The organism is Clavibacter sp. CT19 (assembly GCF_027858075.1).
GTDB lineage: Bacteria > Actinomycetota > Actinomycetes > Actinomycetales > Microbacteriaceae > Clavibacter > Clavibacter tessellarius_A.
Genome location: NZ_JAQHYR010000002.1, coordinates 149,528 through 171,340 on the forward strand (window position 1 = coordinate 149,528; position 21,813 = coordinate 171,340).

The following is a 21,813-nucleotide window of genomic DNA, read 5'->3' on the forward strand; positions in this document are numbered from 1 at the left end:
CGGCGTCTGCGGGCGAGGCGGCTCAGGCGCCTGCGGGCGAGGCGGCTCGGGCGTCGTCCCCGGGTGCCGATCGGCGGGGCATCACGGTACCCCCGGCGGACGAGACCACCGGCGCGCGCCCGCGAGACTGGTCGCATGACCCCCGCTGCATCCCGCCGCGCCGCCATGCGCTGCGGCATCGCCCTGACCGTGAGCGCCGCGACGCTCGCCCTCACCGCGTGCTCCGACATCACCGACGACCTGGCCGACATCTACGCCATCACCTACGAGGTGACCACGACGGGGGCGGCGGACGGCGGGCTCGCGGATGTCTCCTACGCGGAGGCGGCCCGCCGCGGTCACCCGTCGATCGTGAAGGAGGTCGGCACCGTGTCCTTCTCCCCCGGCGACGACTCGGCGAGCTCGATCTGGTCGGCCGAGACGGTCGTCACCGCGGAGGACTGGGCCTTCGTCCAGGCGACTCCGCGGGACGGCGAGGCGCTGACCTGCCGGATCCTCGTCGACGGCGTGAAGGAGATCGCCTCCTCGACGGCCGCGGCGGGCCAGCCCGTGACGTGCCAGGTGCCCACCGCGCCGTTCAGCTGACCCGCGCCGGTCGCGCCGGGCCCGCCGCTCAGTACTTCGCGGACTGCCCGCCGTCGATCGGCAGCACGGCCGCGTTCACGTACGCGGCGTCCGAGGACAGCAGGAACGCGACGACCGACGCGATCTCCTCCGCCTCGCCGTAGCGCTTCGTCGGGTTGCCCTGGATGAACTGCTCGGCGGCGCCGCGCGGGTCGTCGGCGCTGATCTGCTTCATCGACGCCTCGACCATCGGCGTCCAGATGGCCCCGGGCGCGATCGCGTTGACGCGGATGCCGAACTCGCCGTACTCGACGGCGGAGTTGCGGGTGAGGCCCACGACGCCGTGCTTCGCCGCCGCATAGCCGGACTGGTTGCCGACGCCGCGGATCCCGCCGACGCTCGCGGTGTTCACGACCATGCCGGAGCCCTGCGCGCGCATCACGGCGAGCACCTTCTCGAGGCCGAGGAACACGCCGCGGAGGTTGATGGCGACGACCTTGTCGAACTCGGCGGCCGTGAAGTCCTCGGTGAGGTTCTGGCGGCCCTCGATGCCGGCGTTGTTGAAGAAGCCGTCGATGCGGCCGAAGCGCTCGATGGTCTGCTGCACGTAGGCGTCGACGTCGGACTCCTGCGACACGTCGGCGATGACGGTGAGGACCTCGGCGTCGGGCGCGGCGGCGGTGACGGCCTCGACGGTGGCGGCGAGGCCCTGCTCGGAGATGTCGACGAGGGCGAGGCGGGCGCCCTCGGAGGCGAGGCGGACGGCGGCGGCGCGGCCGAGGCCGGATCCGCCTCCCGTGATGAGGACGACCTGGTCGGCGAAGCGGGTGGTGGTCATGGGGTCTCCTGACGAGTCGGGGACGGCGGCCCGCGTCTCGTGGGCGGAGCCACTGGTCCATGCGATCGCATGGACATACCTACCGTAGGTCGGGATCCTGGGCACCGCCTCCGCGCACCGCCCGCCGCTCGGGCGCCCGCCGCTCCATCCCCCACCGCACCGCGACGAAGACGATGCCGGCGAGCACGATGTGCACGAGCACCAGCGCGATCGCGTCGGGCTCGGCGAACGCGACGTCCCAGCCCGACGACGCCCAGGCCATGCCGCCCAGCAGCACCCGGGTGACCGTGAGCTGCGTCCAGTGGAACGCCATCGCGATGAGGAGCGCGCCCTCCACCGGGATCCGCCGTGCGGCGATGAGCGCGAGCCCGAACAGCCCGAGCTGGAGCACGTACACGACCGCGTCGTTCCCGGCGGGAATCGGCGTGAAGGCGCCGGTGTCCGACCCCGCGAGCGTCCGCACGATCCAGCGGCCGGACTCGATCACGACGCCGGTGGCGGGGAAGAGGGCGGTGGTCACGAGGGTGGCGACGACGAGGCCGGTGCCGTCGCGGAGGTTCGTCCACATGTACCCGCGGAGGGCGAGCTCCTCCGGGATCGCCTCGTAGAGCGCGAGCACGAGGCCGTTGAGGAGGAGGAAGCCGACGAACGCGGCGGCGTCGATGCCGTCGACGCGGATCCAGCCGAGGAGGCCGGCCGGGACCCAGACGACCGCGCCCGTCACCGCGCCCACCCCGACGCCCAGCGCGATCGGCCGCCCGATCCGCCGCGAGAGGCCGAGGGACGCGAGGCTCCGGCGATCGAGCCGCCGGCGCAGGAGCACCACGGCGGGCACGACGAGCGCGGACATCAGCACGGCCTGCAGGACGATCCTGGCGAGCAGGCCGGCGCCGGTCGCCTGCTCCACCACGTCCGTGATGCCGATTGCCAGGCCGAGACCCACGCCGAGCACGACCCAGGCGAGGAGCGCGACCGCGACGGCGCGGATCCACGACTGCGGGCGGCGCGTCTGCGCGTCGAGGCGCGGATCCGGCGCGAGGGCGGCCGGGTCGTCCCGGTCGGCCGATGCGTTCGGGCTGGAGGCGGAGGGGCGGGCGGATGCGGGCACGGAACTCGTCTCGTCGGCGGATCGTGGGCGGCGGGCGTCCTCACCCATGCTGGCCGCAGGGTCCCCGGCGCGCGACCCCGACGGCGGCCTGGCCCGCTTCTGGGGCGCGGGATCAGGCCGCAGACGCCCCCGCTTGGCCGCCGGCCGACGTCGCCGCCTCCGGCTCCGTCGCCGCCTCCGGCTCCGTCGCCGGCTCCGGCTCCGGCTCCGGCTCCGGCTCCGGCTCCGTGAAGTCGAACACCAGCACCCCGTGCGGATCCGGCGCCAGCAGCCGCCCCACGAACCCCTTGAAGGCGGCGTGCTGCACATCGATGCGCGCCGGATCCGCGATGAGCGGCTCCCCGAGGTAGAGGTTGCGGTCGCCCTCCGAGGAGAAGGTCAGCACGAAGCCGAGCTCGAAGCCGCGACCGACGCCCTCGGGGCTCGACTGCCGACCGGCGTGAAGCGAGCGGATGTACGGGCCGGACCCGTCGGGGTGCGGCGAGTCGGCGAGCGCGCGGAAGCGGCGCTCCACGTCGTCGCGGTCGGCGGGCGTCGCGTCGTCCCGGAGCCGGAACAGCACGACGTGGTGCACGAGGCCGGGGACGTGGTCGCGGGCGGTGAGCTGGGCGTCGGTGAGGGCGGGGCGGGCGTCGGTGGTCATGTCCGGATCATGGCCCGATCCGGCCGGGTCGGCGCGGAGGCCGCCGACTGACCCGGATGGGGCCTCGCCACGGCGGGACCACCGCCGTACCGTGGGCGGTACCCGCACGACCGCACGGCCGCACGGACGCACGGCCGCGGCGTCCGGGCCCGCGACGAGGAGGCCGCATGTCCGACCCGCTCGACGGCCTCGACCCCGACGCCGCCCTCGCCCGGCGCCTCCGCGACGATCCCGATGCCGCGCGCCGTCTCGAGGGGCTGCGACGCACCGCCTACGGCCGCGACGGATCCACCGCGCCGCTCGTCGAGGTCCCCGCCGACCTCCGCGCGCGCACGGGGTACGACGAGGCCGAGCTGCCGGCGCCGCTCGTCGCGCTGCTCGCGGCGGAGGCACGGCTCGTCGACGAGGGCGCGGCGCTGCTCGCGGCGGAGCGGCCCGCGGTCACGGCAGCGGACGCGGACGCGGCTTCCACGCCAGCGGCTCTCGACGACGACCGCACAGCGGACGCCCCCGTCGCCGCGCCCGCCCGCCGCCGGGCGCTCCGACCCGGTCCGCTCGCGGTTCTCGCGGCCGGCGTCCTCGTGCTCGCCGGGCTCGGCGTCGCCTCCGCCGCAGGCCTCCTCGACGTCGGCCGCACCACCGCCTCGCCGCCGCCCTCGAGCGGCGGCTCCACCGCCACCGCGACCGCCACCCCGCGCGGCCAGGCGATGGGCACGCCCGACGGCCGACGCGGATCCGTCGTCCCCGACTTCACGGCCGATCCACCCGTCCCGGTCCCGCAGACCGATGCCGAGCTGGCCGAGAGCCTGCAGGTGCGCGCCGATCAGGCCTGGCGCCTCGTGCTCGACCAGGAGCCCGACGCGGTGCGGCCCGACGTGCAGACGGAGCGCGTGGTCGACGAGGAGGACCACATCGACCAGCAGATCGCCTGCCTGCGGGACGCGGGCGTCACGGCGTCCAGGGTCGGAGACGACAGCTACGAGCTGACCGACGCGGATCCGGTCGCCGTCTACGTCTGCCAGGTCCGCTTCCCCCAGCGGGAGGCCGGCCCGCGATCCGACGCCGAGCTGGCCTACATCCACGACTACTACCTCTCCTACCTGATCCCCTGCTACGCCGCGGAGGGGAGGCCCTACACCGGCGAGGTCCCCGCGGTCGAGGACTTCATCGCCGCCGTGCGCGCCGAGCGACCTTGGACCCCATTCCCGCGCGCCATGGACGAGCGGATCGCCGAAGCGTGCCCGGTGCTCCCGGCGGCCTACCGGTGACGGCGGCGGCCGCGACCGCCGCGGTCGGGGAGACCGGTGACCCCCGCGCGCGCCGCCCCGCCGCCGCCGCACTCACGGAGGTCCGATCCCCCCGCGGTTAGGGTGGATCCCGTGCGCGCGACCCCCGGACCCGGCCCCCGCGCCACCGGTCCGCGATGACGGACCGGCACAGCCCCTTCACCCCCGACGACGACGGCGCCTCGCCCTTCGACCGGCCCGCGCGCTCCTCGCGTCCGCGACGCGAGCGGATCCGCGACCGACGTGCCCGCGACGCCGAGGCGGGAGCCGGCCCGGCGACCGGCCCGGCGACCGCGACCCTCACGGCCCCGCCCCCGCCCGCCGCGCACGACCACCCCCACGACCACGACACCCCGCGCCCGTCCCCCACCGGGATCCGCACCGGCCTCGTCACGGGCCTCGCCCTCGTCCTCCTGCTGCTCGCCCTCCGCGCCGCCTCCCCCGCGCTCGGCGACAGCGTGCTCCCCGACCGCCTCCAGGACCTCGTCACGCTCTCGGTCAGCGTCATCGTGGAGTCGCTGCCGTTCGTGATCCTCGGCATCGTCCTGTCGATCGTCGTGCAGGTGTGGGTGCCGCCCGGCGTCATCGAGCGCCGCCTGCCGCGGAACCCCTTCGCGCGCCGCGCCTGCATCTCGTTCCTCGGCATGGCGCTGCCGGTCTGCGAGTGCGGCAACGTGCCGCTCGCGCGCGGCCTGGTGGTGCGCGGCTTCACGGTGCCGGAGTCGATCACGTTCCTGCTGGCCGCGCCGATCCTCAACCCGATCACCATCATCACGACGCACGCGGCCTTCGGCTGGGACGGCTGGATCCTCGTGGCCCGCCTCGTCGGCGGCTTCCTCATCGCGAACGTGGTCGGCTGGCTGTTCAGCCTCCACCCCGAGCCCGACCGGCTCCTCACCGACGAGTTCCGCGCCGAGTGCGCGCTGCCGGACCCGCACGCGCACGGCGGCGCCCGCGTCCGGAAGTCGATCTCGCTGTTCGGCCGCGAGGCGACCACGATCATGCCGGCGCTCGTCATCGGCTCCCTGCTGGCCGGCCTCATCCAGGTCGCGGTGCCGCGCGAGGTCCTCGTCACGCTCGGTGGCAGCCCGATCCTCTCGGTGCTCGCGCTGATGCTCCTGGCCTTCGTCGTCTCCGTCTGCTCCAACGTCGACGCGTTCTTCGTGCTCTCGTTCGGATCCGTGTTCCTCCCGGGCGGCATCGTCGCCTTCCTGGTGTTCGGCCCCGTCATCGACGTGAAGATGCTCGCGCTCATGCGCACCACCTACTCGACCCGCACGCTCGTGATGATCACCTCGGTCGTCGCGCTGATCAGCCTCGCGCTGGGATGGGGAGTCAATGCCATCGCCTGACGACCGGACCGACGGACACCCGATGCCCGCCGACGCGAGCGCCGCGGACACCCGCACCGCCGACCGCGCGGCCCCCGCCCTCCGCCGCGCCCGCCGCCGCCGTGCCGCGGGCGGCCGCGCCTCCTCCACCGTGGGCCTCGTGCTCCTCGCCGCGTGCATCGTCTCGACGCTGTGGCTCACGATCACCGGGCAGCTCGGCCTCTACATCCACCCGCGCTACTTCGTCTTCACGGCGATCATGGCGGTCATCGGCCTCGTCGCCACCGTCGCCGGGTTCGCGCTCCGCCCCGCCGAGGCGGCCGACGACCACGATCACGCGCACGACCACGACGGCGGCGGATCCGCGTCGCCCGCCGCCCGCCGCACCCTCCGCGCCCGCGCCTCCCGCGTCGCCGTCGCGACCGTCGTCACGATCACGGTCGTCGCCGTCCTCGTGCTCCCGCCGCGCACGCTCACCCAGAGCACGGTGACGCAGCGTGCCCTCAACTCGAGCACGGTCTCCTCCGACGCCGCGCCCGACCAGGAGCTCCTCGGCACGAGCGACTTCTCCACGCTCGGCGTCAAGGACTGGTCGCAGCTCCTCGCGCAGACCACGGACCCCACCTTCTTCACCTCGAAGTCCGTCGACATCACGGGCTTCGTCAGCGCCGACCCCGACGACCCGGAGGACGTCTTCTACGTGACCCGCTTCGTCGTCACCTGCTGCGCGGTCGACGCGCAGCCCGTCGGCGTGCCCGTCTACCAGCCCGGCTGGAAGTCGACGCTCCAGACCGACGAGTGGGTGGAGGTGAAGGGCCCCTTCGCCTCGAACCCGAGCGCGAAGAGCCGGCAGCCGCTGGCCGTGATGCCGCAGGGCGTGACGAAGGTCGACCAGCCCGCCGACCCCTACGTCTACTGAGCCGTCCGTGACCGACGCCGCCCGATCCCCGCGCGCCTTCCGCCGGGCGTTCACCGCCGTGATCCTCGTGCTCGTGCTCATCGCCGGCGGCCTGCTCGCGGTCGCCGGCAGCCAGGGGCCGCGGCTCGTGCGCACCGACGTGGATCCGCTCGCCGTCGTGCAGCAGTCGCGCCAGCGGCTCGTGCTCGCGGCGAACCGGCCGGTGGCGCCGCTCGACGCGTCCCGCGTGCGGATGGAGCCGGGCGCCGACTTCACCGTGGACACGCAGGCCGACCGCATCATCCTCGACTTCACGCGCCCGCTGGCGTACGACGCCGACTACACGGTGTCGATCGACGGCGTCCAGGGCGTCGGCGGCGGCCCCGCGTCGGACCTCGCGACGTCGTTCCGCACGGGCGACCCCGGCATGTACGTGCTCGTCCGCGGTGGCGAGCAGCAGGCCGACCGCATCCTCCGCCAGGACGTCGCCGGGAGCGGCGAGGGCACGAGCGACGTGGTGTTCCAGGCCACGAAGATCCAGGAGTACGCGGTCGTCGGGAAGTCGCTCGTGGTCGCGACGCTCCAGGACGACGGCACGAACGGGCTCGTCATCGCGGCGCTGGACGGATCCGGCCAGGCCGACCTCCCCCTGCCCGGCCGCGGCGCCCTCGACGACCTGCACGCGGAGGACGCGGGCACCACGGTCGGCTTCCGCTTCACGAGCGCGGACGGCGGGCCCTACGACGACACCCTCATGGTCGACGACGTGGGCGCCGGTGCCGCCCCCGCTGCCGTGACGGGCCTCGACGGACGGGAGCTCAGCGTGCAGGCGTGGGGCTTCGTGCCCGGCCGCCCGCAGCTCGTGGCGCACGGGCAGGACGGCGACCTGTACCTCGTGACGGTCGACGGATCCACGCCCATCGTGCCGCTCGGCCGCCACGGCACGCTCGGCCCGTTCTCGGCGGACGGCACGCGGCTCGCGGTCACGGATCCGGGTTCGACGACCGAGATCGACCTCCGCACGGCGCAGCAGACGCGGCTGCCCACCGAGACCGGCGGCGCCGACCTGCAGTACGACGGCGCGATCTCGTTCGTGCCCGGCGACGACGCCGCGGTGCTCCGCGTGCGCACGTCCCTCGACGCCGGGACCGGCACCGCCACGCAGCGGCTCGTGGTCGTGCGCGACGGGAAGGCGAGCGACGTGTACGTGCCCGCGGATCCCCGGACCCGCATCACGGGCCTGAAGGTGACGCCCAACGGCCGCTTCGCGCTGCTCGAGACCGTGCCGGATCCGGCCCGCGGCGCGAGCGACGACTACCCGCGGAACCCGCGCGACTCGACCGTGACCACGCTCTTCGTCGAGCTCGCCACCGGCACGGTGACCCGCAGCGTGGCGGGCTTCGCGGTCACGATCGGCTGATCCCGCGCGGACCGTCGGAGGATGGACCCATGACGCATCCTCCCGTGACCGACATCGCCGCCGAGCTCCGCGAGGTGACCGCCCACTGGACGCCCCGGGTCGTGGGGCGGGTGAACGACCAGTACGTGAAGGTCGCGAAGCTGCTCGGCGAGCTGACGTGGCACGCGCACGACGCCGAGGACGAGATGTTCCTGGTCGTGTCGGGCCGACTCCGCATCCAGCTGCCCGACGACCGGGAGGTCGTGCTCGGACCCGGCCAGTTCCACGTCGTGCCGCGGGGCGTGCGGCACAACCCGGTCGCCGACGAGGAGGTGGAGATCGTCCTGATCGAGACGGTCACCACGGCGCACACCGGCGAAGTGGTCGTCCCGGGCACGGTTCCGGTGGAGCGCCAGGTCGGCGACTTCCGCTGACGCGAGGTCGCGGGATCCGCCCCCGCACGCACGACGGCCCCGGCTCCCGATGAGGGAGACGAGGCCGTCGATGCGTTCTGCTGTGATCGCAGGTGGTGCGTCCCGGCGGAGCCGGGTGGGTGCTACTTGGTGTTGACGGTGATCTTGGCGATGCCGACGACGAGCTTGTCGGTGACGGCGTCGGTCTTGAAGGTGCTGTTCAGCAGCGATGCGGCGTCGGGGCTGATCTTGACCGTGGTGCCCTCGAGGACGGCCTTGTCGCCCTCCATCGCGAGGGGCTTCAGGGTCGTGCCGTCGAGGTTGAAGATGTAGACGTCCTTCATGACCTCGCCGTCGCCGACCTGGACCGAGCCGGTGAGGCGGCTGGTGCCGGGGTCGATGACGAAGTCGGTGAGCTTCACGACGGTCGAGCCGGCGGTGAGGCTGATGCCGGAGCCGGAGTGGTCGATCTCGCCCTGGACGTAGGGGCGGTAGGACTGCTGCGGGTCGAAGTACTTCACGTTGCCGCCGGTGATGGGGAACGCGAGAGTGCCGGTGGCGCCGTCGAGGGTCGCGGTGCCGATGACGCCGGGGGTCAGGCCCAGGGTCGTGAGGGCGCCAGTGAAGCCGGAGTCGAGCGTGACCTTGGTGTCGACGCCGGTGAGCTTCGGGATCGTGGCGAGAGCGGTCGGGTTCGCCTCGGTCGTCGCGGTCGCGGCGGGCTTCGACGAGGACGAGGAGGACGAACCGGAGTCGGAGGGGGTCGAGCAGGCCGCGAGGCCGACGACGAGGAAGCCGGCGGTGGCGAGGCCGAAGACGGACTTGGTGAGGTTGCGCATGATGATTCCTTCGCTGTGTGGGCTGGGATCCACCCGGTTCCCCCGGGCGACACAGGGACTTCGGCGCCGCGGCGGATCGGGTTGGGGCGGGTTCTCCATTCCCAGGTTCTGGCCAGGTTCGCGGGGCGCTCCCCCGGGATCACGGGGAACCGCTGCCCCCGTCGCCGATGCGGGGATTGACTTCCGACTGTCGGCGACATATCGTCGATGCATCGCGACAGCACGCCGCGATCCCCACGCATCCCGACCGGAAGGAGCGCGACATGCGCACCCACGACCAGAACCCGCACCACGACCACCACGACCACGACCGCGACGGCGTCCCCGCCGACCGCCACGAGCCCCGCAGGCAGCACCACCGCGGCGGACGCCCGCGCATCATGCCGGGCCACCCGCTCGCGCGCGGCTTCCGCCCCGGCGACGGCCCCGGCTTCCCGGGGTTCCCGGGCATCCCGGGCATGGGCGGCTTCGGCGGCCCCGGATTCGGCGGTCCCGGATTCGGCCCGGGCCGCGGACGCGGCGGACGGGGACGCGCCCGCCGTGGCGACGTCCGCCTCGCGATCCTCTCCCTCCTCGCCGACGCGCCCTCGAACGGCTACGGCCTCATCACCGGCATCGCCGCGAAGACCGAGGGCGCGTGGCGGCCGAGCCCCGGATCCGTCTACCCGACGCTCCAGCAGCTCGTCGACGAGGACCTCATCGTCGCCGACGAGACCGGGGCCAAGAGCGTCTACTCCCTCACCGACCAGGGCCGCGCCCACGTCGAGGAGCACCAGGCCGAGATCGACGCGGCTTGGGCCGCCACCACCGACAGGTCCGAGGGCGAGGACGCGTTCCAGACGAGCCTCATGAAGCTCATGGGCGTCGTGAAGCCGCTGATGCACGACGCGACCGACGCCCAGCGCCAGGCCGCGGCGGCGAAGCTCGACGAGACGCGGCGCGCCCTGTACGCGATCCTCGCGGACTGACCCGGGCGCACGCTCCCCGCACGACGACGGCCCCCGCATCAGCGGGGGCCGTCGTCGTGCGTCGGGGCGGATCAGCGGATCGCTGCGCCGGTGTCGAGGTCGTCGCCGGCCTCCAGGTCGGGCCCGTCGGACTGGGTGATGTCGATGCCGAGCCCGCCGTCGGCGTCCTCGTCGTCGAGCGCGGTCGCGTCCTCGTCGTCGAGCGGGACGACGCGCTCGGCGTCGATGGCCTCCTGCGCCTCGCGGGCGTCGGTGCCGACGAGCTCCTCCTCGTCGATGCCGGTGTCGTCCAGGTCGCGGTCGGCGGGGTCGCGCGGGTTCTCGATGTCGCTCACGGTGCTCTCCTCTGCTGGTCGATGCGGCGCGGTGGCGCCGTGCCTCGACGCTACGCGCCCTCGCTCCGCGCGTGCTGGCCCGGTGCGTCCCGGGAGCGCCGCACGGGGACCCGGATCACCCCGCGTTGACGGTGATCCGGTGCCAGCCGGTCGCGCCGTCGGGGGCGGGCGGCACCTCGTCGGCGGTCTGCGTGGCGCCCGTCGTGTCGGTGGCGCGCACCTCCACGCTGTGGGATCCGCTCGCCGCGTCCCACGCGTACGACCACTGCCGCCACGTGTCCGCGCCCACGCCGTCGCCGAGCGTCGCCTCGACCCAGTCGCCCTCGTCGACGCGCACCTCCACCTTCTGGATGCCGGTGTGCTGCGCCCAGGCCATGCCGGCGATCGCCGTGCGGCCGGCGTCGACGCGCGCGCCGGAGCGCGGGGTGTCGATGCGCGAGCCGGTCTTGATCGGGCCGCGCTCGGTCCAGCCGCGCGTCGACCAGTACGCGACGTCCTCGGCGAACGTCGTCACCTTGAGCTCGGTCACCCACTTCGTGGCGGAGACGTAGCCGTAGAGGCCGGGCACCACCATCCGCACGGGGAAGCCGTGCTCCTGCGGCAGCGGCTCGCCGTTCATGCCGACCGCGAGGATCGACGCGCGGTCGGGATCCGTGAGCGCCTCGAGCGGCGTGCTCGCGGTCCAGCCGTCCTGGCTCGTGGACAGCACCATGTCGGCGCCCGCGGTGGGCCGGGCACGCTCGAGCAGGAGGCGGATGGGGTAGCCGAGCCAGAGCGCGTTGCCGATGAGGTTCCCGCCGACCTCGTTCGAGACGCAGGTGAGGGTCGTCACGTGCTCCTCGAGCGGGAGGGCGAGCAGCTCGGCGAACGTGATCTCGACCTCCTGCTCGACCATGCCCGTGATCCGCAGCGTCCAGGAGGAGGCGTCGACCGACGGCACCTGCAGCGCGGTGTCGATGCGGTAGAAGTCGGCGGCGGGCGTGACGAAGGGGGCGAGGCCGGGCACGCCGAGCTCGGCGGTCGCGGGGATCGCGGCGGCGGGAGTCGTCGCGCGCGGCAGCACGAGGGTGCGGCGGAAGTCGTCCACGCGGGCGGAGGCGGCGTTGATGCCGCGGGCCACGGATCCGGCGACCACGGACGCGGCGCCGGCGACGACCGTCATGAGGAGGAAGGTGCGGCGCTCGACGCGCGCGCCGGATCCCGGGGTGAGGGGCGCGCGCTGGGCCGGGCGGGCGATGCCGCGCACGGGCTCCGCGGTCTGCGCCGAGTAGGAGGCCGAGCGGGTCGCGGCGTCGCGCCAGTCGCGGAGGCGGTCGGCGCCGCGGTGGAGGACGAAGACGCCCGCGATCATGCCGACGACGGTCGGGATCGCGGCGGCACCCGTCGCCCCGGCGCGCGTGGTGGCGGCGAGCACGGCGACCCCGGCGAACAGGGCCAGCACCACCACGCCGAGCGGCGGACGCCGCACCTGCAGGATGCCGGCGAGCGCGGCCGCGGCGAGCACCACGAACCCGAGCACGACGATCAGCGCGACCTTGTCCCCCGTGCCGAACACGGCGATCACCGCGTCCTTGACGCCCGCGGGCACGAGGTCGATGACGAGCGCGCCCACCGCGAGCACCGGGCTCGCGGTCGGCGCCACGAACGCCGCCGTGATCTCGGCGACGGCCAGCACGGCGAGCGCCGCGACGATCCCCAGGAACGCCGACCACGCGCGGAGGGCGGCGCGGGTCACGAGGCGACCGGCTTGCTGTACGGCAGGATCACGTCGAAGCGGCAGCCGCCGTCGATGTTCTGGACGGTGACGTCGCCGTCGTGGGCGCGGACGATGCCGCGCACGATCGCGAGGCCGAGGCCCGCGCCGCCGCCGCCGGACGCGTAGCCGCCGTCGTGCGAGCCCTCCGCCTGCACGGCCGGATCCGGTGCCGCGGCCTCCGCGGACGAGGCGGGGAAGTCGGGTCCGAGGGCGGCCTTCGCGGCGGCGCTCGCGCCGTACGCGCGCGGGGTGCGGGATCCGGTGCTCCGCCAGCCCGCGTCGAACACGCGTGGGAGGTCGGCCTCGGGGATGCCGCCCGCGGTGTCCTCGACGGAGAGCACGGCGAGGTTGCCGGAGTCGCGGTGCGCGGAGATGACGATGCGGCCGCCCGGCAGCGACTGCTGGATGGCGTTCATGACGAGGTTGCCGACGACGCGCGACAGCTCGCGCGGATCGCCCTGCACCACGAGGTCGTCGTGCGCGGTGACACCGCGGAGATCGACCTTGCGCGCCTGCGCGACCGGGCCGAGCTCGGCCACCGTGTCGCTCACGACGTCGTAGAGGGAGACGCGCTCGACCGCGAGCTCGAGGCTGCCGGAGTTGATCCGGGACAGCTCGAACAGGTCGTCCACCATGCCGTTGAGCCGGTTCGCCTGCACGCGGATCTGCCGGAAGTAGCGGTGCACGTCGTCGACCATGCCGTCCTCGAGGGACTCGGCCATGGCGCGGATGCCGGCGAGCGGCGTGCGCAGGTCGTGCGACATCCACGCGATGAGCTCACGGCGGCTGCGCTCCTGCGCCTCCATGCGGTCCCGGGCGTCGGCGAGGCGGCGGTTGGCGGCGCTCAGCTCGCGGGCCAGCTGCGCGAACTCGGTGCTGGTGGGGCGGCCGGGCTCGACCGCGGCCTCCTCGCCCATGGACGCGGCGTACCGGCCGAGCTCGCGGCTGCCGCGCACGAGGGTCATGCCGAGCATCGCGGCCATCACGAGGGAGACGAGCGCGGAGACCGCGGCGACGGAGAGGAAGGCGGTGAGGCCGGCGTCGTCGACGAGCATGCCGGCGGTGACGGCGACCATGCCGCCCACGACCGAGAGCACGGCGGCGAGCGCGACCACGCAGATCTGGAGCACGAGCGACCGGCGGCGGAGCAGGCGCAGCAGCACGCTCGCGCCGAGGCCGACGATGGCGGCGCACACCAGCGCCGTCAGGACGACGATGAGGAAGGAGTCGGCGGTCACGCGTCGTCCCCGGCGGCGGCGGGGGCGGATGCGGCGGCGGCGTCCGCGGCAGGGTCGTCGGCGACGGCGGCAGCCCCGGGAGCAGGCGCGGCAGCGGCATCGGGCGCGGCAGCGGCATCGGGCGAGGCCGCGACGGGCGCCGCGGCGTCCGGGTCGAACCGGTAGCCCACGCCCCAGACGGTGCCGAGGAGCACGGGGTGCGCGGGATCGGCCTCGATCTTCTCCCGCAGGCGCCGCACGTGCACCGTGACGGTGGAGAGGTCGCCGATCTCCCAGCCCCACACGGAGCGGAGCAGGTCGTCGCGGCCGAAGACGCGGCGCGGGTTCCGCAGCAGGAAGGCGAGCAGGTCGAACTCGCGCGAGGTGAGGGAGAGCATCGCGCCGGCCTGGTGGATCTCGCGCGCGCCCAGGTCGAGCACGAACGGGCCCGCCACGAACGGCGGCTCCGGCACGGCCTCGGGCACGGTGCGGCGGAGCACGGCGCGCACGCGCAGCACGAGCTCGCGCGGGGAGAAGGGCTTGGCGAGGTAGTCGTCGGCGCCGGCGTCGAGGCCGTTGACGCGGTCCTCGCCCTGCCCGAGCGCCGTGAGCATCACGACGGGGACGGGCGAGTCGGGGTTCTCGGCGCGGATCCGGCGGCACACCTCGAGGCCGTCGAGCCCGGGGAGCATGCGGTCGAGCACCACGAGGTCGGGCATCCGCTCGGTCGCGACGCGCACGGCCTCGAGGCCGTCGGCCACGGTCTCCACCTGGAAGCCGGACGCCTTGAGGTACCGGCACACGACCTCGTTCACGGTCGGGTCGTCCTCCACCACGAGGATGCGGCGGCCGCGGAGCGGATCCTGCCGGGTCGCATCGGGCCGCGCGGCGTCGGGGCGGGCGGTGTCGGCGCGCGCGGGGTCGTAGGTGGGGCTCACCCGGCCAGACTATGCGCGCTCCCTGGGGCCGGACCCGCGCGGTGTCCGGCTTGCGAGCGAGCCGTCACCCCTGCGCGGACGCCCACCCGCGTGCTCCTAGGCTCGACGGATGACGCAAGCGCTCGTGGACGTGGTCCTCCCCTGCCTCGACGAGGAGGGGGCCCTGCCCTGGGTGCTCTCGCGCCTGCCCGAGGGGTACCGCGCGATCGTCGTCGACAACGGATCCACCGACCGCTCCGCCGAGGTCGCCCGGGAGCACGGCGCGCTCGTGGTCGCCGAGTCGCGCCGCGGGTTCGGGGCGGCGGCGCACGCCGGGCTCGAGGCGGCGACCGCGCCGCTGGTCGCGTTCTGCGACGCCGACGCGTCGATGGATCCGGCCCTCCTCCCCCGCGTCGTCGACCCCGTCCGCCACGGCGAGCGCGACCTCGTGCTCGGCCGCCGCGTCCCGTCCGCGCGCGGCGCGTGGCCGCTTCACGCGCGCATCGCGAACCTGGAGCTCGCGCGGCGGCTGCGGCGGATCACGGGCGTGCCGCTGCACGATCTCGGGCCCATGCGGTGCGGCCGGCGGGAGGATCTGCTGGCGCTCGGGATCCTCGACCGGCGCAGCGGCTATCCGCTGGAGATGCTGCTGCGGGCGTCGGCCGCCGGGTGGAGCATCCTGGAGGTGGACATGCCGTACGCACCGCGCGTCGGGCGGTCCAAGGTCACCGGCACCGTGCGCGGGACCGTCACCGCCGTCCGCGACATGTCGCGCGTGCTCGCCGAGGCGCGGGCCGCCGCGGCGGGCGCCCACCAGGCACCGGGAGGATCCGCATGACCGCCGTCGTCGTCATCGCCAAGGAGTGCATCCCGGGCCGCGTGAAGACGCGCCTGCATCCGCCGTTCTCGCTCGAGGAGGCGGCCGAGCTCGCCTCCGCCGCCCTCGCCGACACGCTCGCGGCCGTCGACGACGCGGCCCCCGAGCGCCGCGTCCTCCTCTTCGACGGCACGACGCCGCCCGCCGAGGCCGCCGGCTACGACGTCATCCCGCAGGTGGCGGGCGACCTCGACGAGCGCCTCGCCGCCATGTTCGACGCGCTCGACGGTCCCGTCCTCCTCGTCGGCATGGACACCCCGCAGCTCACCGCCGACCTCCTCCGTCCCGTGCTCGACTCGTGGGCCGACGGCGCCCGCGGACCCGACGCGTGGTTCGGCCCCGCGAACGACGGCGGCTTCTGGGCGCTCGGCCTCCGCGAGCCGGACGGCGCGCTCGTGCGCGGCGTGCCCATGTCGCGCGACGACACCGGAGCCGTGCAGCTGTCCCGCCTCCTCGACGCCGGGCTCGACGTCGCGATGCTGCCCGAGCTCACCGACGTGGACACCGTCGACGACGCGCGCGAGGCCGCCGCCGCCGCACCCGCCCATCGCTTCGCCGCCGCGCTCCGAATCCTGATGACCGGCCCGGGCATCCCCGTCGCCGCCGCATCGCACGCCGCACCGCAGAGGGATCCCGCATGAGCCTGGCAGTCGACCACCCCGAGGACCGCGCGACCGCGCGCGACCGCACCTTCGGATCCGGTGGCGGCGAGCCGTACGCCCGGGCGCTCCGCGACTCCGGCGAGGTGCTGTTCCTCTCCCTCACGGCGGACGACGACAGCGCCGAGGTCATCGACATCAGCCGGTGGAGCGCCGACGCCGACGCGGTGGACGCGAGCCTGCTCGCCGACGCCTGCGGCCCGGTGCTCGACATCGGCTGCGGCCCGGGCCGCATGGTCCGCGCCGCGATGGACGCCGGGCTCGGCGCCCTCGGCATCGACGTCTCCCCCACCGTGGTCGAGATGGCCGCCGGCCAGGGCCTCCCCGTCCTGCACCGCTCCGTGTTCGAGCGGCTCCCCCGCGAGGGCGGCTGGGGCACGCTCCTCCTCCTCGACGGCAACATCGGCATCGGCGGCGACGCGGGCGCGCTCCTCGTCCGGTGCGGCGAGCTGCTCGACGACGAGGGCGCGCTCGTGGTGGAGACCCACCCGGATCCCTCGCGCGACCGCACGTTCGAGTGCACGGTCGAGGACGGCCAGGGCCGCGCGAGCGATCCCTTCCCCTGGGCGCAGGTCGGCCGCGACGCGGTCGCGCGCCTCGCCGAGGACGCGGGCCTCGCGCCCGCTCAGTCCTGGGTGACCGGCGGCCGGTCCTTCTCGCGCCTCGTCCGCGCGTAGACCACCGCGACCACGGCGGTCGCCACCGCGGTGGCGACCCACATGAGGGCGAGCCGGGGCGCGTAGTCGGCGATGAGGATCGTCGGGTTGTCGTTCCCGATGGCGCGCGCCCGGATCTCCGGGATGACGACGACGGTCATCACGGCCATCACGATGACGCCCGCCTGCACGATCACGAGCGCGCCCGGTGGCAGCCGGCGGCCGGCTCTGCGCAGCAGGAGGCCCGCGACGAACACGACGGGCGACAGGATCGCGTCGTGCACGAGGATCGCGACGAGCAGGAAGACGGCGACGCCGACGACCTGGTCCGGACGCTGGGAATCGAGGAGCACGAGCGCGCCGAGGACGAGGCCGGCGACGCCCACCGCGACGAGCGCGATCCGGGCCGCGAGCACGCCGCGGGATGCGGGCGCGGGGACGGTTCGTGTGCCGGTCATCACATCGCCTCCAGGGTCGAGAGCCACTTGGTCTGCAGCACGCCGGGCCGTCCGGGCGCGATCATGCGCGCCGGGTAGCCGTGCTGGATGTCGAGGGGCGCGCCGTCGAGCTCGAGCGCCACGAGGGTGAGCGGGTCGCGCACGTACTCGGGCCCCATCTCGGTCCGGCGGAAGCCGCCGCGCTGCTCGAGGCTCGTGACCCGCAGCCGCGCGCCGGGGTCGGCGCCGACCGCGTCCATCAGGTCCGTCAGGCGCACGCCGCGCCAGGTCGCCGACTGGCTCCAGCCCTCGACGCACGCGATGGGGAGCGTGGCGGTGACGAGCTCCATGGCGCGCAGGTCGTCCATCGTGAAGGCGCGCGACGCGGATCCGGCGGAGACGGTGAGCGTCCATCCGGGATCCACCGCCGTCTCGGTCACACCCGCGGCCTCGGCCGTGCGGTTGACGGGGAGCGCCTGCGGGCCGGTGCCCATGACGCGCGGGCCGAAGGCGTTGAACGGGGCGAGGAGCCGGAAGGACTGGCCGGCCGTGAGCCCCACGACCGCGGCCACCGATGCGCCGACCGCGACGAGGAACCCGCGGCGCGCGACGGGCGCAGGCGCGACGGGCGCGCCGTCGATCCAGGCGGTGACGCGGCCGGTGAGGCCGCGAGGAGCGCGCGCGTCGCGCGCGGCGGGATCCGGCGCGTCGTCCACGATGGGCGACTCGTCGGCCTGCCCGCGCCGCCAGTGGCCGGCGATGGCGGGCAGCTTCACGCCGATGTGGATCGCGAGCGAGCCGATCACCACGAACGCCAGCGCGTAGTGCGTCTGCCGGAAGTAGAAGGGGAACGGCACCCACTGGAAGGTGTTGAGGAGGCCCATCGTCACCTCGAGGAGCGATGCGCCCACGAACACGGCGATGGACGCGCGCTCCAGGAACGAGACGACCCCGGTGACCGGCGGGTACGTGAGCAGCTCGGGGAAGACGATCCAGAGCTTGGCGAGCAGCAGCGGCACGCACGCGATGCCCGCGGTGATGTGGATGCCCTGCGTCACCCGGTACAGCGAGACGGGCGCGGTGGGGAAGCGCATCCACGGCAGCGGGTCCTGGAGGAAGTGGCTGTAGAGGCCCGTGCCGAAGCAGACCAGGAAGGCGAGGCCCAGCAGGCGGCCGATCACGACCGCCATCCGGGTCGTGCGGGCGGGCGACGCGAGCCGGCGCCGTGCCTCGTGCATCAGCGTCCGCATGGGGGCCTTCCTTCGTCTGCCGGACGACCGGTGAAGCCCGGTCGGCGGTCGTCGAGCCGCGCGACGTCACAATGGGGTGTGCGCACCGCCCTCACCGCCTTCGTCCTGCTCGTGATGTCCGTGCTCACCGGGTGGTCGGTGATCGCGTTCGATCTGTTCGGCGACGCCGACGACGAGGCCTTCTTCCGTCGCGAGGGTGCCGCGCCGTTCTTCTGGCTCGTGGTCGTCATCTGGGTGGTGTTCGGAGCGGCGGTCCTCCTGGTGCGGAAGCTGCCGGCGAGAGCCGCCGTTGCGCTCATCATCCTCGGATCCGTGGGTCTCGGCGGCGCCGCGCTGGTCGGACCGCCGAACACCAGCACTGATTCCGCGCGATACGCGTGGGACGGCATCGTGCAGAACGCGGGCGAGTCGCCGTACCGGTACACGCCGGCCGATCCGGAGCTCCGCGACCTCCGGCCCGAGTGGCTCTATCCGAAGACCGTCGTCGGGTCGGACGGGGCCGCCACCTGCGAGGGGAAGCGGATCATGGGCGTCCGCGAGGAGGAGACGCACGAGCCCATGTGCACGGCCCTCAACCGCCCGAAGGTGCCGACCATCTACCCGCCCATGGCCGAGCTGTTCTTCGCGGGCGTGCGCGCGGTCGTGCCCGTGGGCGCCGAGTACGCGGCGTTCCAGGTCGCGGGCCTGGTGATGATGACGGCCGTCACGCTCCTGCTCCTGCGCGCGCTGCGGAAGCGCGGCAAGCCGCTGTGGTGGGCGGCGCTCTGGGCGTGGTGCCCGCTCGTGGCGAGCGAGGTCGTGACCAACTCGCACGTCGACGCCCTCGGGGTGCTGCTCGCGCTCGCGGCGTCGCTGCTCGTCGCGGGCGGGATGCGCTGGCGCGGCGGCATCGCGCTCGGGGCGGCGATCGCCACCAAGCTCATCCCGGTCATCGCGGCGCCGGCGCTCCTGCGGAAGCAGCCGTGGAAGGTGATCACCGCGGCGGTCGTGACCTTCGCGCTGCTGTACGTGCCGTACGTCATCAGCACCGGGATCGCGGTGCTCGGCTACCTGCCCGGCTACCTGCAGGAGGAGGGCTACGACGACGGCGGGCGCTTCCCCCTCATCGAGCTCGTGGTGCCGGGGCGGTTCGGGCTGATCGCGGTCGCGCTGATCCTCGCGGTGACCGCCGGGCTCGTCTGGCGGCGGACGGACCCGGCCGATCCCTGGCTCGGCCAGCTCGTGATGATCGGCGTCACCCTCCTCGCCGTCAGCCCGCGCTACCCCTGGTACGCGCTGCTGCTCATCCCGTTCATCGCCATGACGGGCCGCGGCGAGTGGTTCGCGGTGGTGGCGGCGCTCGCGCTGCGGCTCTTCGCGCCGGACGAGGAGGCGTGGCAGATCGCGCTCGGGGCCGCGCTGGCGATCGTCGTGGTCGGCTCGCTCGTGCGCCTCGGGCCGGACGGGCGACGGCGGCTCGTCCCGGCGGCCGTGCGGCGGCGGCTGGGCCGGGATCGCGTGCCGGCCGACGGACCTCCCGCGCGCTGACTCAGCTCCCGCGCGGGATCCGCGCGCGCAGGCGCTCTCCGGCGGCCGGTCGGAGCGCGGCGAAGGCCACGGCGTCGAGCTCCGCGGTGACCTCGGCGCCCGCGTCCGGCATCAGCTCGCCGGCGTCGGTCGCGGCGAGGCGCAGGGTGACGCGGATCCGCCCGGCCGCGGCCTCCACACGGCGGACGACGCCGGCGATCTCGACGTGGGTGGCGCGCTCGGGCCCGGCGTCGGATCCGCGCGCCAGCCGCACGTCGGCGGGCGCGGCGAGCAGCACGACCCGGCGCCCCACGGCGTCCCGGCCCTCCACGCGGTTCATGCCCACGAGCCGGGCGACGTACGCGGTCGCGGGCCGGGTCGCGACCTCCGTGGGCGCGCCCTCCTGCACCTGGCGGCCGTCCTCCAGCACCAGGATCCGGTCGGCGAGCGCGAGCGCGTCCACCGGGTCGTGCGTCACGAGCACGGCCGCGCCGCCGAACCGGCGGAGCTCCTCGGCGAGGAGGTCGCGCACGTCGAGCCGCGTGCCCGCGTCCAGCGCCGCCATGGGCTCGTCGAGGAGGAGCAGCGGCGGCTCGAGCACGAGCGCGCGGGCGAGCGCGACGCGCTGGGACTGGCCGCCGGAGAGAGCCGCCGGCCGCCGGTCGGCGAGGGGCGCGATCCCGAGCCGGTCGAGGAGGGCGCGGGCGCGGCCCTCGGCCTCCGCTCGCGGGACGCCGTGCGCGCGCGGACCGAAGGCGACGTTCGCCAGCGCCGACAGGTGAGGGAAGAGCAGGTGGTCCTGGAAGACGACGCCGATGCCGCGGCCCTCGGCGGGGATCCGCGGGGCGCGCGCATCCGCGTCCTCGAGCACGCGGCCGTCGAGCGCGACGCGTCCCGCGGTGAGCGGCACGAGCCCGGCGAGGGCGCGCAGCAGCGTCGACTTCCCGGCGCCGTTGGGGCCGACGACGGCGGTCGTGGATCCGGCCGGGACCCGCAGCGCGACGTCGAGCCGGAAGGCGGGGCGCTCGACGACGACGCGGGCGTCGAGCCCCCGGTCGTGCGCGGCGCCGCTCACGCGTGCACCCCCGAGGTCCACCGGTCGCGCAGGCTGACGAGCACGACGACCGACACCGCGAGCAGCACGAGGCTCAGCACGACGGCGGCGTCCGGATCCGTCTGTAGCGCGAGGTAGGCCGACAGCGGGATGGTCTGGGTCACCCCCGGGAAGCTGCCCGCGAAGGTGAGGGTGGCGCCGAACTCGCCGAGCGCGCGGGCGAAGCACAGCACCGCGCCCGCGCCGATCCCGGGGGCGACGAGCGGCAGGGTCACCCGGCGGAGCACGGTCCAGCGGCTCGCGCCGAGCGTCGCGGCGGCGTCCTCGAACCGGCGGTCGGCGCCGCGCAGCGCCCCCTCCACCGCGAGCACGAGGAACGGCATGGCCACGAAGGTCTCCGCGATCACCACGGCCGGCGTCGTGAACGGGATCGTGATGCCCGTCAGCGCCTCGAGCGGTCCGCCCACGAGCCCGCGGCGCCCGAGCAGGAGCAGGAGCGCCACGCCGCCGATCACAGGCGGCAGCACGAGCGGCACGGTCACGAGCGCGCGGAGCATCCGCTGCACCACGGGCGGCCGGCCCGCCGAGCGCGACAGCACGAACGCGAGCGGCACCCCGAGCAGGAGGCTCAGCGCGGTCGCCCCGAGGGCGCTGCCGAGCGAGAGGCCGAGGGCGCGCGCGATCGCCGGATCCTGGAGCCGCTCCGCCAGCGTCGCCCACGGCGCGCGCACCACGAGCGCCGCGAGCGGCAGCACGAGGAACGCGAGCGCGACGCCGGCCGGGATCCAGAGGAGGGCGGGCACGCGGTCGGCGCGCTCGCCGGCGTGGACGCGCGTTCGGATCCGCGCGCGGGCCGTCACGC

The 21,813-nt window shown here is 74.8% G+C and carries 23 protein-coding genes; 11 read left to right on the forward strand and 12 right to left on the reverse strand.

Annotation, left to right across the window (positions count from 1 at the left end; all coding sequences use genetic code 11):
* The first annotated feature begins 135 nt into the window (after nt 1-135).
* A complete protein-coding gene (locus tag PED38_RS02915) occupies nt 136-585 on the forward strand; it encodes a hypothetical protein (RefSeq protein WP_063072516.1) in 450 nt (149 codons plus the stop codon).
* Between the two features lie 28 nt (nt 586-613).
* Here the strand turns inward: PED38_RS02915 and PED38_RS02920 are convergent, their stop codons facing one another.
* From PED38_RS02920 to PED38_RS02930, 3 genes are all read right to left on the reverse strand, one after another.
* Nucleotides 614-1,402 carry a glucose 1-dehydrogenase gene (locus PED38_RS02920; RefSeq protein WP_063072515.1) on the reverse strand — a complete coding sequence of 263 codons (789 nt, stop codon included), beginning with the start codon at nt 1,400-1,402 and terminating at the stop codon, nt 614-616.
* Between the two features lie 79 nt (nt 1,403-1,481).
* A complete protein-coding gene (locus PED38_RS02925; RefSeq protein ID WP_270979646.1) occupies nt 1,482-2,510 on the reverse strand; it encodes a CPBP family glutamic-type intramembrane protease in 1,029 nt (342 codons plus the stop codon).
* 112 nt (nt 2,511-2,622) lie between these two features.
* Nucleotides 2,623-3,153 carry a Dabb family protein gene (locus PED38_RS02930; protein ID WP_270979648.1) on the reverse strand — a complete coding sequence of 177 codons (531 nt, stop codon included), beginning with the start codon at nt 3,151-3,153 and terminating at the stop codon, nt 2,623-2,625.
* 167 nt (nt 3,154-3,320) lie between these two features.
* On the opposite strand from PED38_RS02930, the gene PED38_RS02935 reads away from it, so the two are divergent.
* The 5 genes from PED38_RS02935 to PED38_RS02955 all read left to right on the forward strand — a co-directional run bounded on the left by PED38_RS02935 (nt 3,321) and on the right by PED38_RS02955 (nt 8,501).
* Nucleotides 3,321-4,421 (forward strand): hypothetical protein, encoded by a 1,101-nt coding sequence (locus PED38_RS02935; protein ID WP_270979650.1) that lies wholly within the window; start codon nt 3,321-3,323, stop codon nt 4,419-4,421.
* Between the two features lie 476 nt (nt 4,422-4,897).
* On the forward strand, nt 4,898-5,791 hold the full coding sequence (locus PED38_RS02940) for a permease (RefSeq protein ID WP_043588478.1): 894 nt from the start codon (nt 4,898-4,900) through the stop codon (nt 5,789-5,791).
* A gap of 22 nt (nt 5,792-5,813) precedes the next feature.
* The gene (locus tag PED38_RS02945; RefSeq protein ID WP_254654581.1) at nt 5,814-6,689 is read left to right on the forward strand and encodes a TIGR03943 family putative permease subunit; all 876 of its coding nucleotides are present in this window, start codon (nt 5,814-5,816) and stop codon (nt 6,687-6,689) included.
* Between the two features lie 7 nt (nt 6,690-6,696).
* Nucleotides 6,697-8,088 carry a hypothetical protein gene (locus PED38_RS02950; RefSeq protein WP_270979653.1) on the forward strand — a complete coding sequence of 464 codons (1,392 nt, stop codon included), beginning with the start codon at nt 6,697-6,699 and terminating at the stop codon, nt 8,086-8,088.
* A gap of 29 nt (nt 8,089-8,117) precedes the next feature.
* Complete coding sequence (locus PED38_RS02955; protein WP_063072511.1) at nt 8,118-8,501, forward strand: cupin domain-containing protein; 384 nt, start codon at nt 8,118-8,120, stop codon at nt 8,499-8,501.
* Nucleotides 8,502-8,623: 122 nt separating this feature from the next.
* Here PED38_RS02955 and PED38_RS02960 read toward each other — a convergent pair whose 3' ends face one another.
* A complete protein-coding gene (locus PED38_RS02960) occupies nt 8,624-9,319 on the reverse strand; it encodes a hypothetical protein (RefSeq protein ID WP_063071052.1) in 696 nt (231 codons plus the stop codon).
* Between the two features lie 263 nt (nt 9,320-9,582).
* Between PED38_RS02960 and PED38_RS02965 the strand changes: the two genes are divergently transcribed.
* Entirely contained in the window at nt 9,583-10,287 is a 705-nt protein-coding gene (locus tag PED38_RS02965; RefSeq protein WP_270979656.1) for a PadR family transcriptional regulator, read from the forward strand.
* 71 nt (nt 10,288-10,358) lie between these two features.
* Here the strand turns inward: PED38_RS02965 and PED38_RS02970 are convergent, their stop codons facing one another.
* The 4 genes from PED38_RS02970 to PED38_RS02985 form a co-directional block, all read right to left on the reverse strand.
* Nucleotides 10,359-10,622, reverse strand: coding sequence for a hypothetical protein (locus tag PED38_RS02970; protein ID WP_063071054.1), 264 nt, complete (start codon nt 10,620-10,622; stop codon nt 10,359-10,361).
* 115 nt (nt 10,623-10,737) lie between these two features.
* Nucleotides 10,738-12,357: a molybdopterin-dependent oxidoreductase gene (locus tag PED38_RS02975; protein WP_270979657.1), complete on the reverse strand. Its 1,620-nt coding sequence runs from the start codon at nt 12,355-12,357 to the stop codon at nt 10,738-10,740.
* The gene (locus tag PED38_RS02980) at nt 12,354-13,616 is read right to left on the reverse strand and encodes a sensor histidine kinase (RefSeq protein ID WP_270979659.1); all 1,263 of its coding nucleotides are present in this window, start codon (nt 13,614-13,616) and stop codon (nt 12,354-12,356) included. Before PED38_RS02980 ends, PED38_RS02975 begins: the two co-directional genes overlap by 4 nt.
* Complete coding sequence (locus PED38_RS02985) at nt 13,613-14,533, reverse strand: response regulator transcription factor (protein WP_254654485.1); 921 nt, start codon at nt 14,531-14,533, stop codon at nt 13,613-13,615. Before PED38_RS02985 ends, PED38_RS02980 begins: the two co-directional genes overlap by 4 nt.
* A 109-nt stretch (nt 14,534-14,642) precedes the next feature.
* On the opposite strand from PED38_RS02985, the gene PED38_RS02990 reads away from it, so the two are divergent.
* Genes PED38_RS02990 through PED38_RS03000 form a run of 3 tightly spaced genes read left to right on the forward strand, consistent with a single transcriptional unit; the run spans nt 14,643 to nt 16,725 of the window.
* Nucleotides 14,643-15,350, forward strand: a complete 708-nt coding sequence (locus tag PED38_RS02990; RefSeq protein WP_270979661.1) for a glycosyltransferase family 2 protein — start codon at nt 14,643-14,645, stop codon at nt 15,348-15,350.
* Entirely contained in the window at nt 15,347-16,030 is a 684-nt protein-coding gene (locus tag PED38_RS02995; RefSeq protein WP_270979662.1) for a TIGR04282 family arsenosugar biosynthesis glycosyltransferase, read from the forward strand. Before PED38_RS02990 ends, PED38_RS02995 begins: the two co-directional genes overlap by 4 nt.
* Nucleotides 16,027-16,725 (forward strand): methyltransferase domain-containing protein, encoded by a 699-nt coding sequence (locus PED38_RS03000; RefSeq protein ID WP_063071059.1) that lies wholly within the window; start codon nt 16,027-16,029, stop codon nt 16,723-16,725. Before PED38_RS02995 ends, PED38_RS03000 begins: the two co-directional genes overlap by 4 nt.
* Here PED38_RS03000 and PED38_RS03005 read toward each other — a convergent pair.
* Entirely contained in the window at nt 16,674-17,162 is a 489-nt protein-coding gene (locus tag PED38_RS03005; protein WP_063071060.1) for a hypothetical protein, read from the reverse strand. The genes PED38_RS03000 and PED38_RS03005 overlap by 52 nt on opposite strands.
* Nucleotides 17,162-18,391: a molybdopterin-dependent oxidoreductase gene (locus PED38_RS03010; protein ID WP_063071061.1), complete on the reverse strand. Its 1,230-nt coding sequence runs from the start codon at nt 18,389-18,391 to the stop codon at nt 17,162-17,164. The genes PED38_RS03005 and PED38_RS03010 overlap by 1 nt, the downstream gene beginning before the upstream one ends.
* 78 nt (nt 18,392-18,469) lie before the next feature.
* Here PED38_RS03010 and PED38_RS03015 point away from each other — a divergent pair, with 78 nt between their 5' ends.
* A complete protein-coding gene (locus PED38_RS03015) occupies nt 18,470-19,918 on the forward strand; it encodes a glycosyltransferase family 87 protein (protein ID WP_063071062.1) in 1,449 nt (482 codons plus the stop codon).
* A gap of 1 nt (nt 19,919) precedes the next feature.
* Here the strand turns inward: PED38_RS03015 and PED38_RS03020 are convergent, their stop codons facing one another.
* Nucleotides 19,920-20,972, reverse strand: a complete 1,053-nt coding sequence (locus PED38_RS03020; RefSeq protein ID WP_270979666.1) for an ABC transporter ATP-binding protein — start codon at nt 20,970-20,972, stop codon at nt 19,920-19,922.
* Nucleotides 20,969-21,811 (reverse strand): ABC transporter permease, encoded by an 843-nt coding sequence (locus PED38_RS03025; RefSeq protein ID WP_270979668.1) that lies wholly within the window; start codon nt 21,809-21,811, stop codon nt 20,969-20,971. Before PED38_RS03025 ends, PED38_RS03020 begins: the two co-directional genes overlap by 4 nt.
* Nucleotides 21,812-21,813 lie beyond the last annotated feature (2 nt).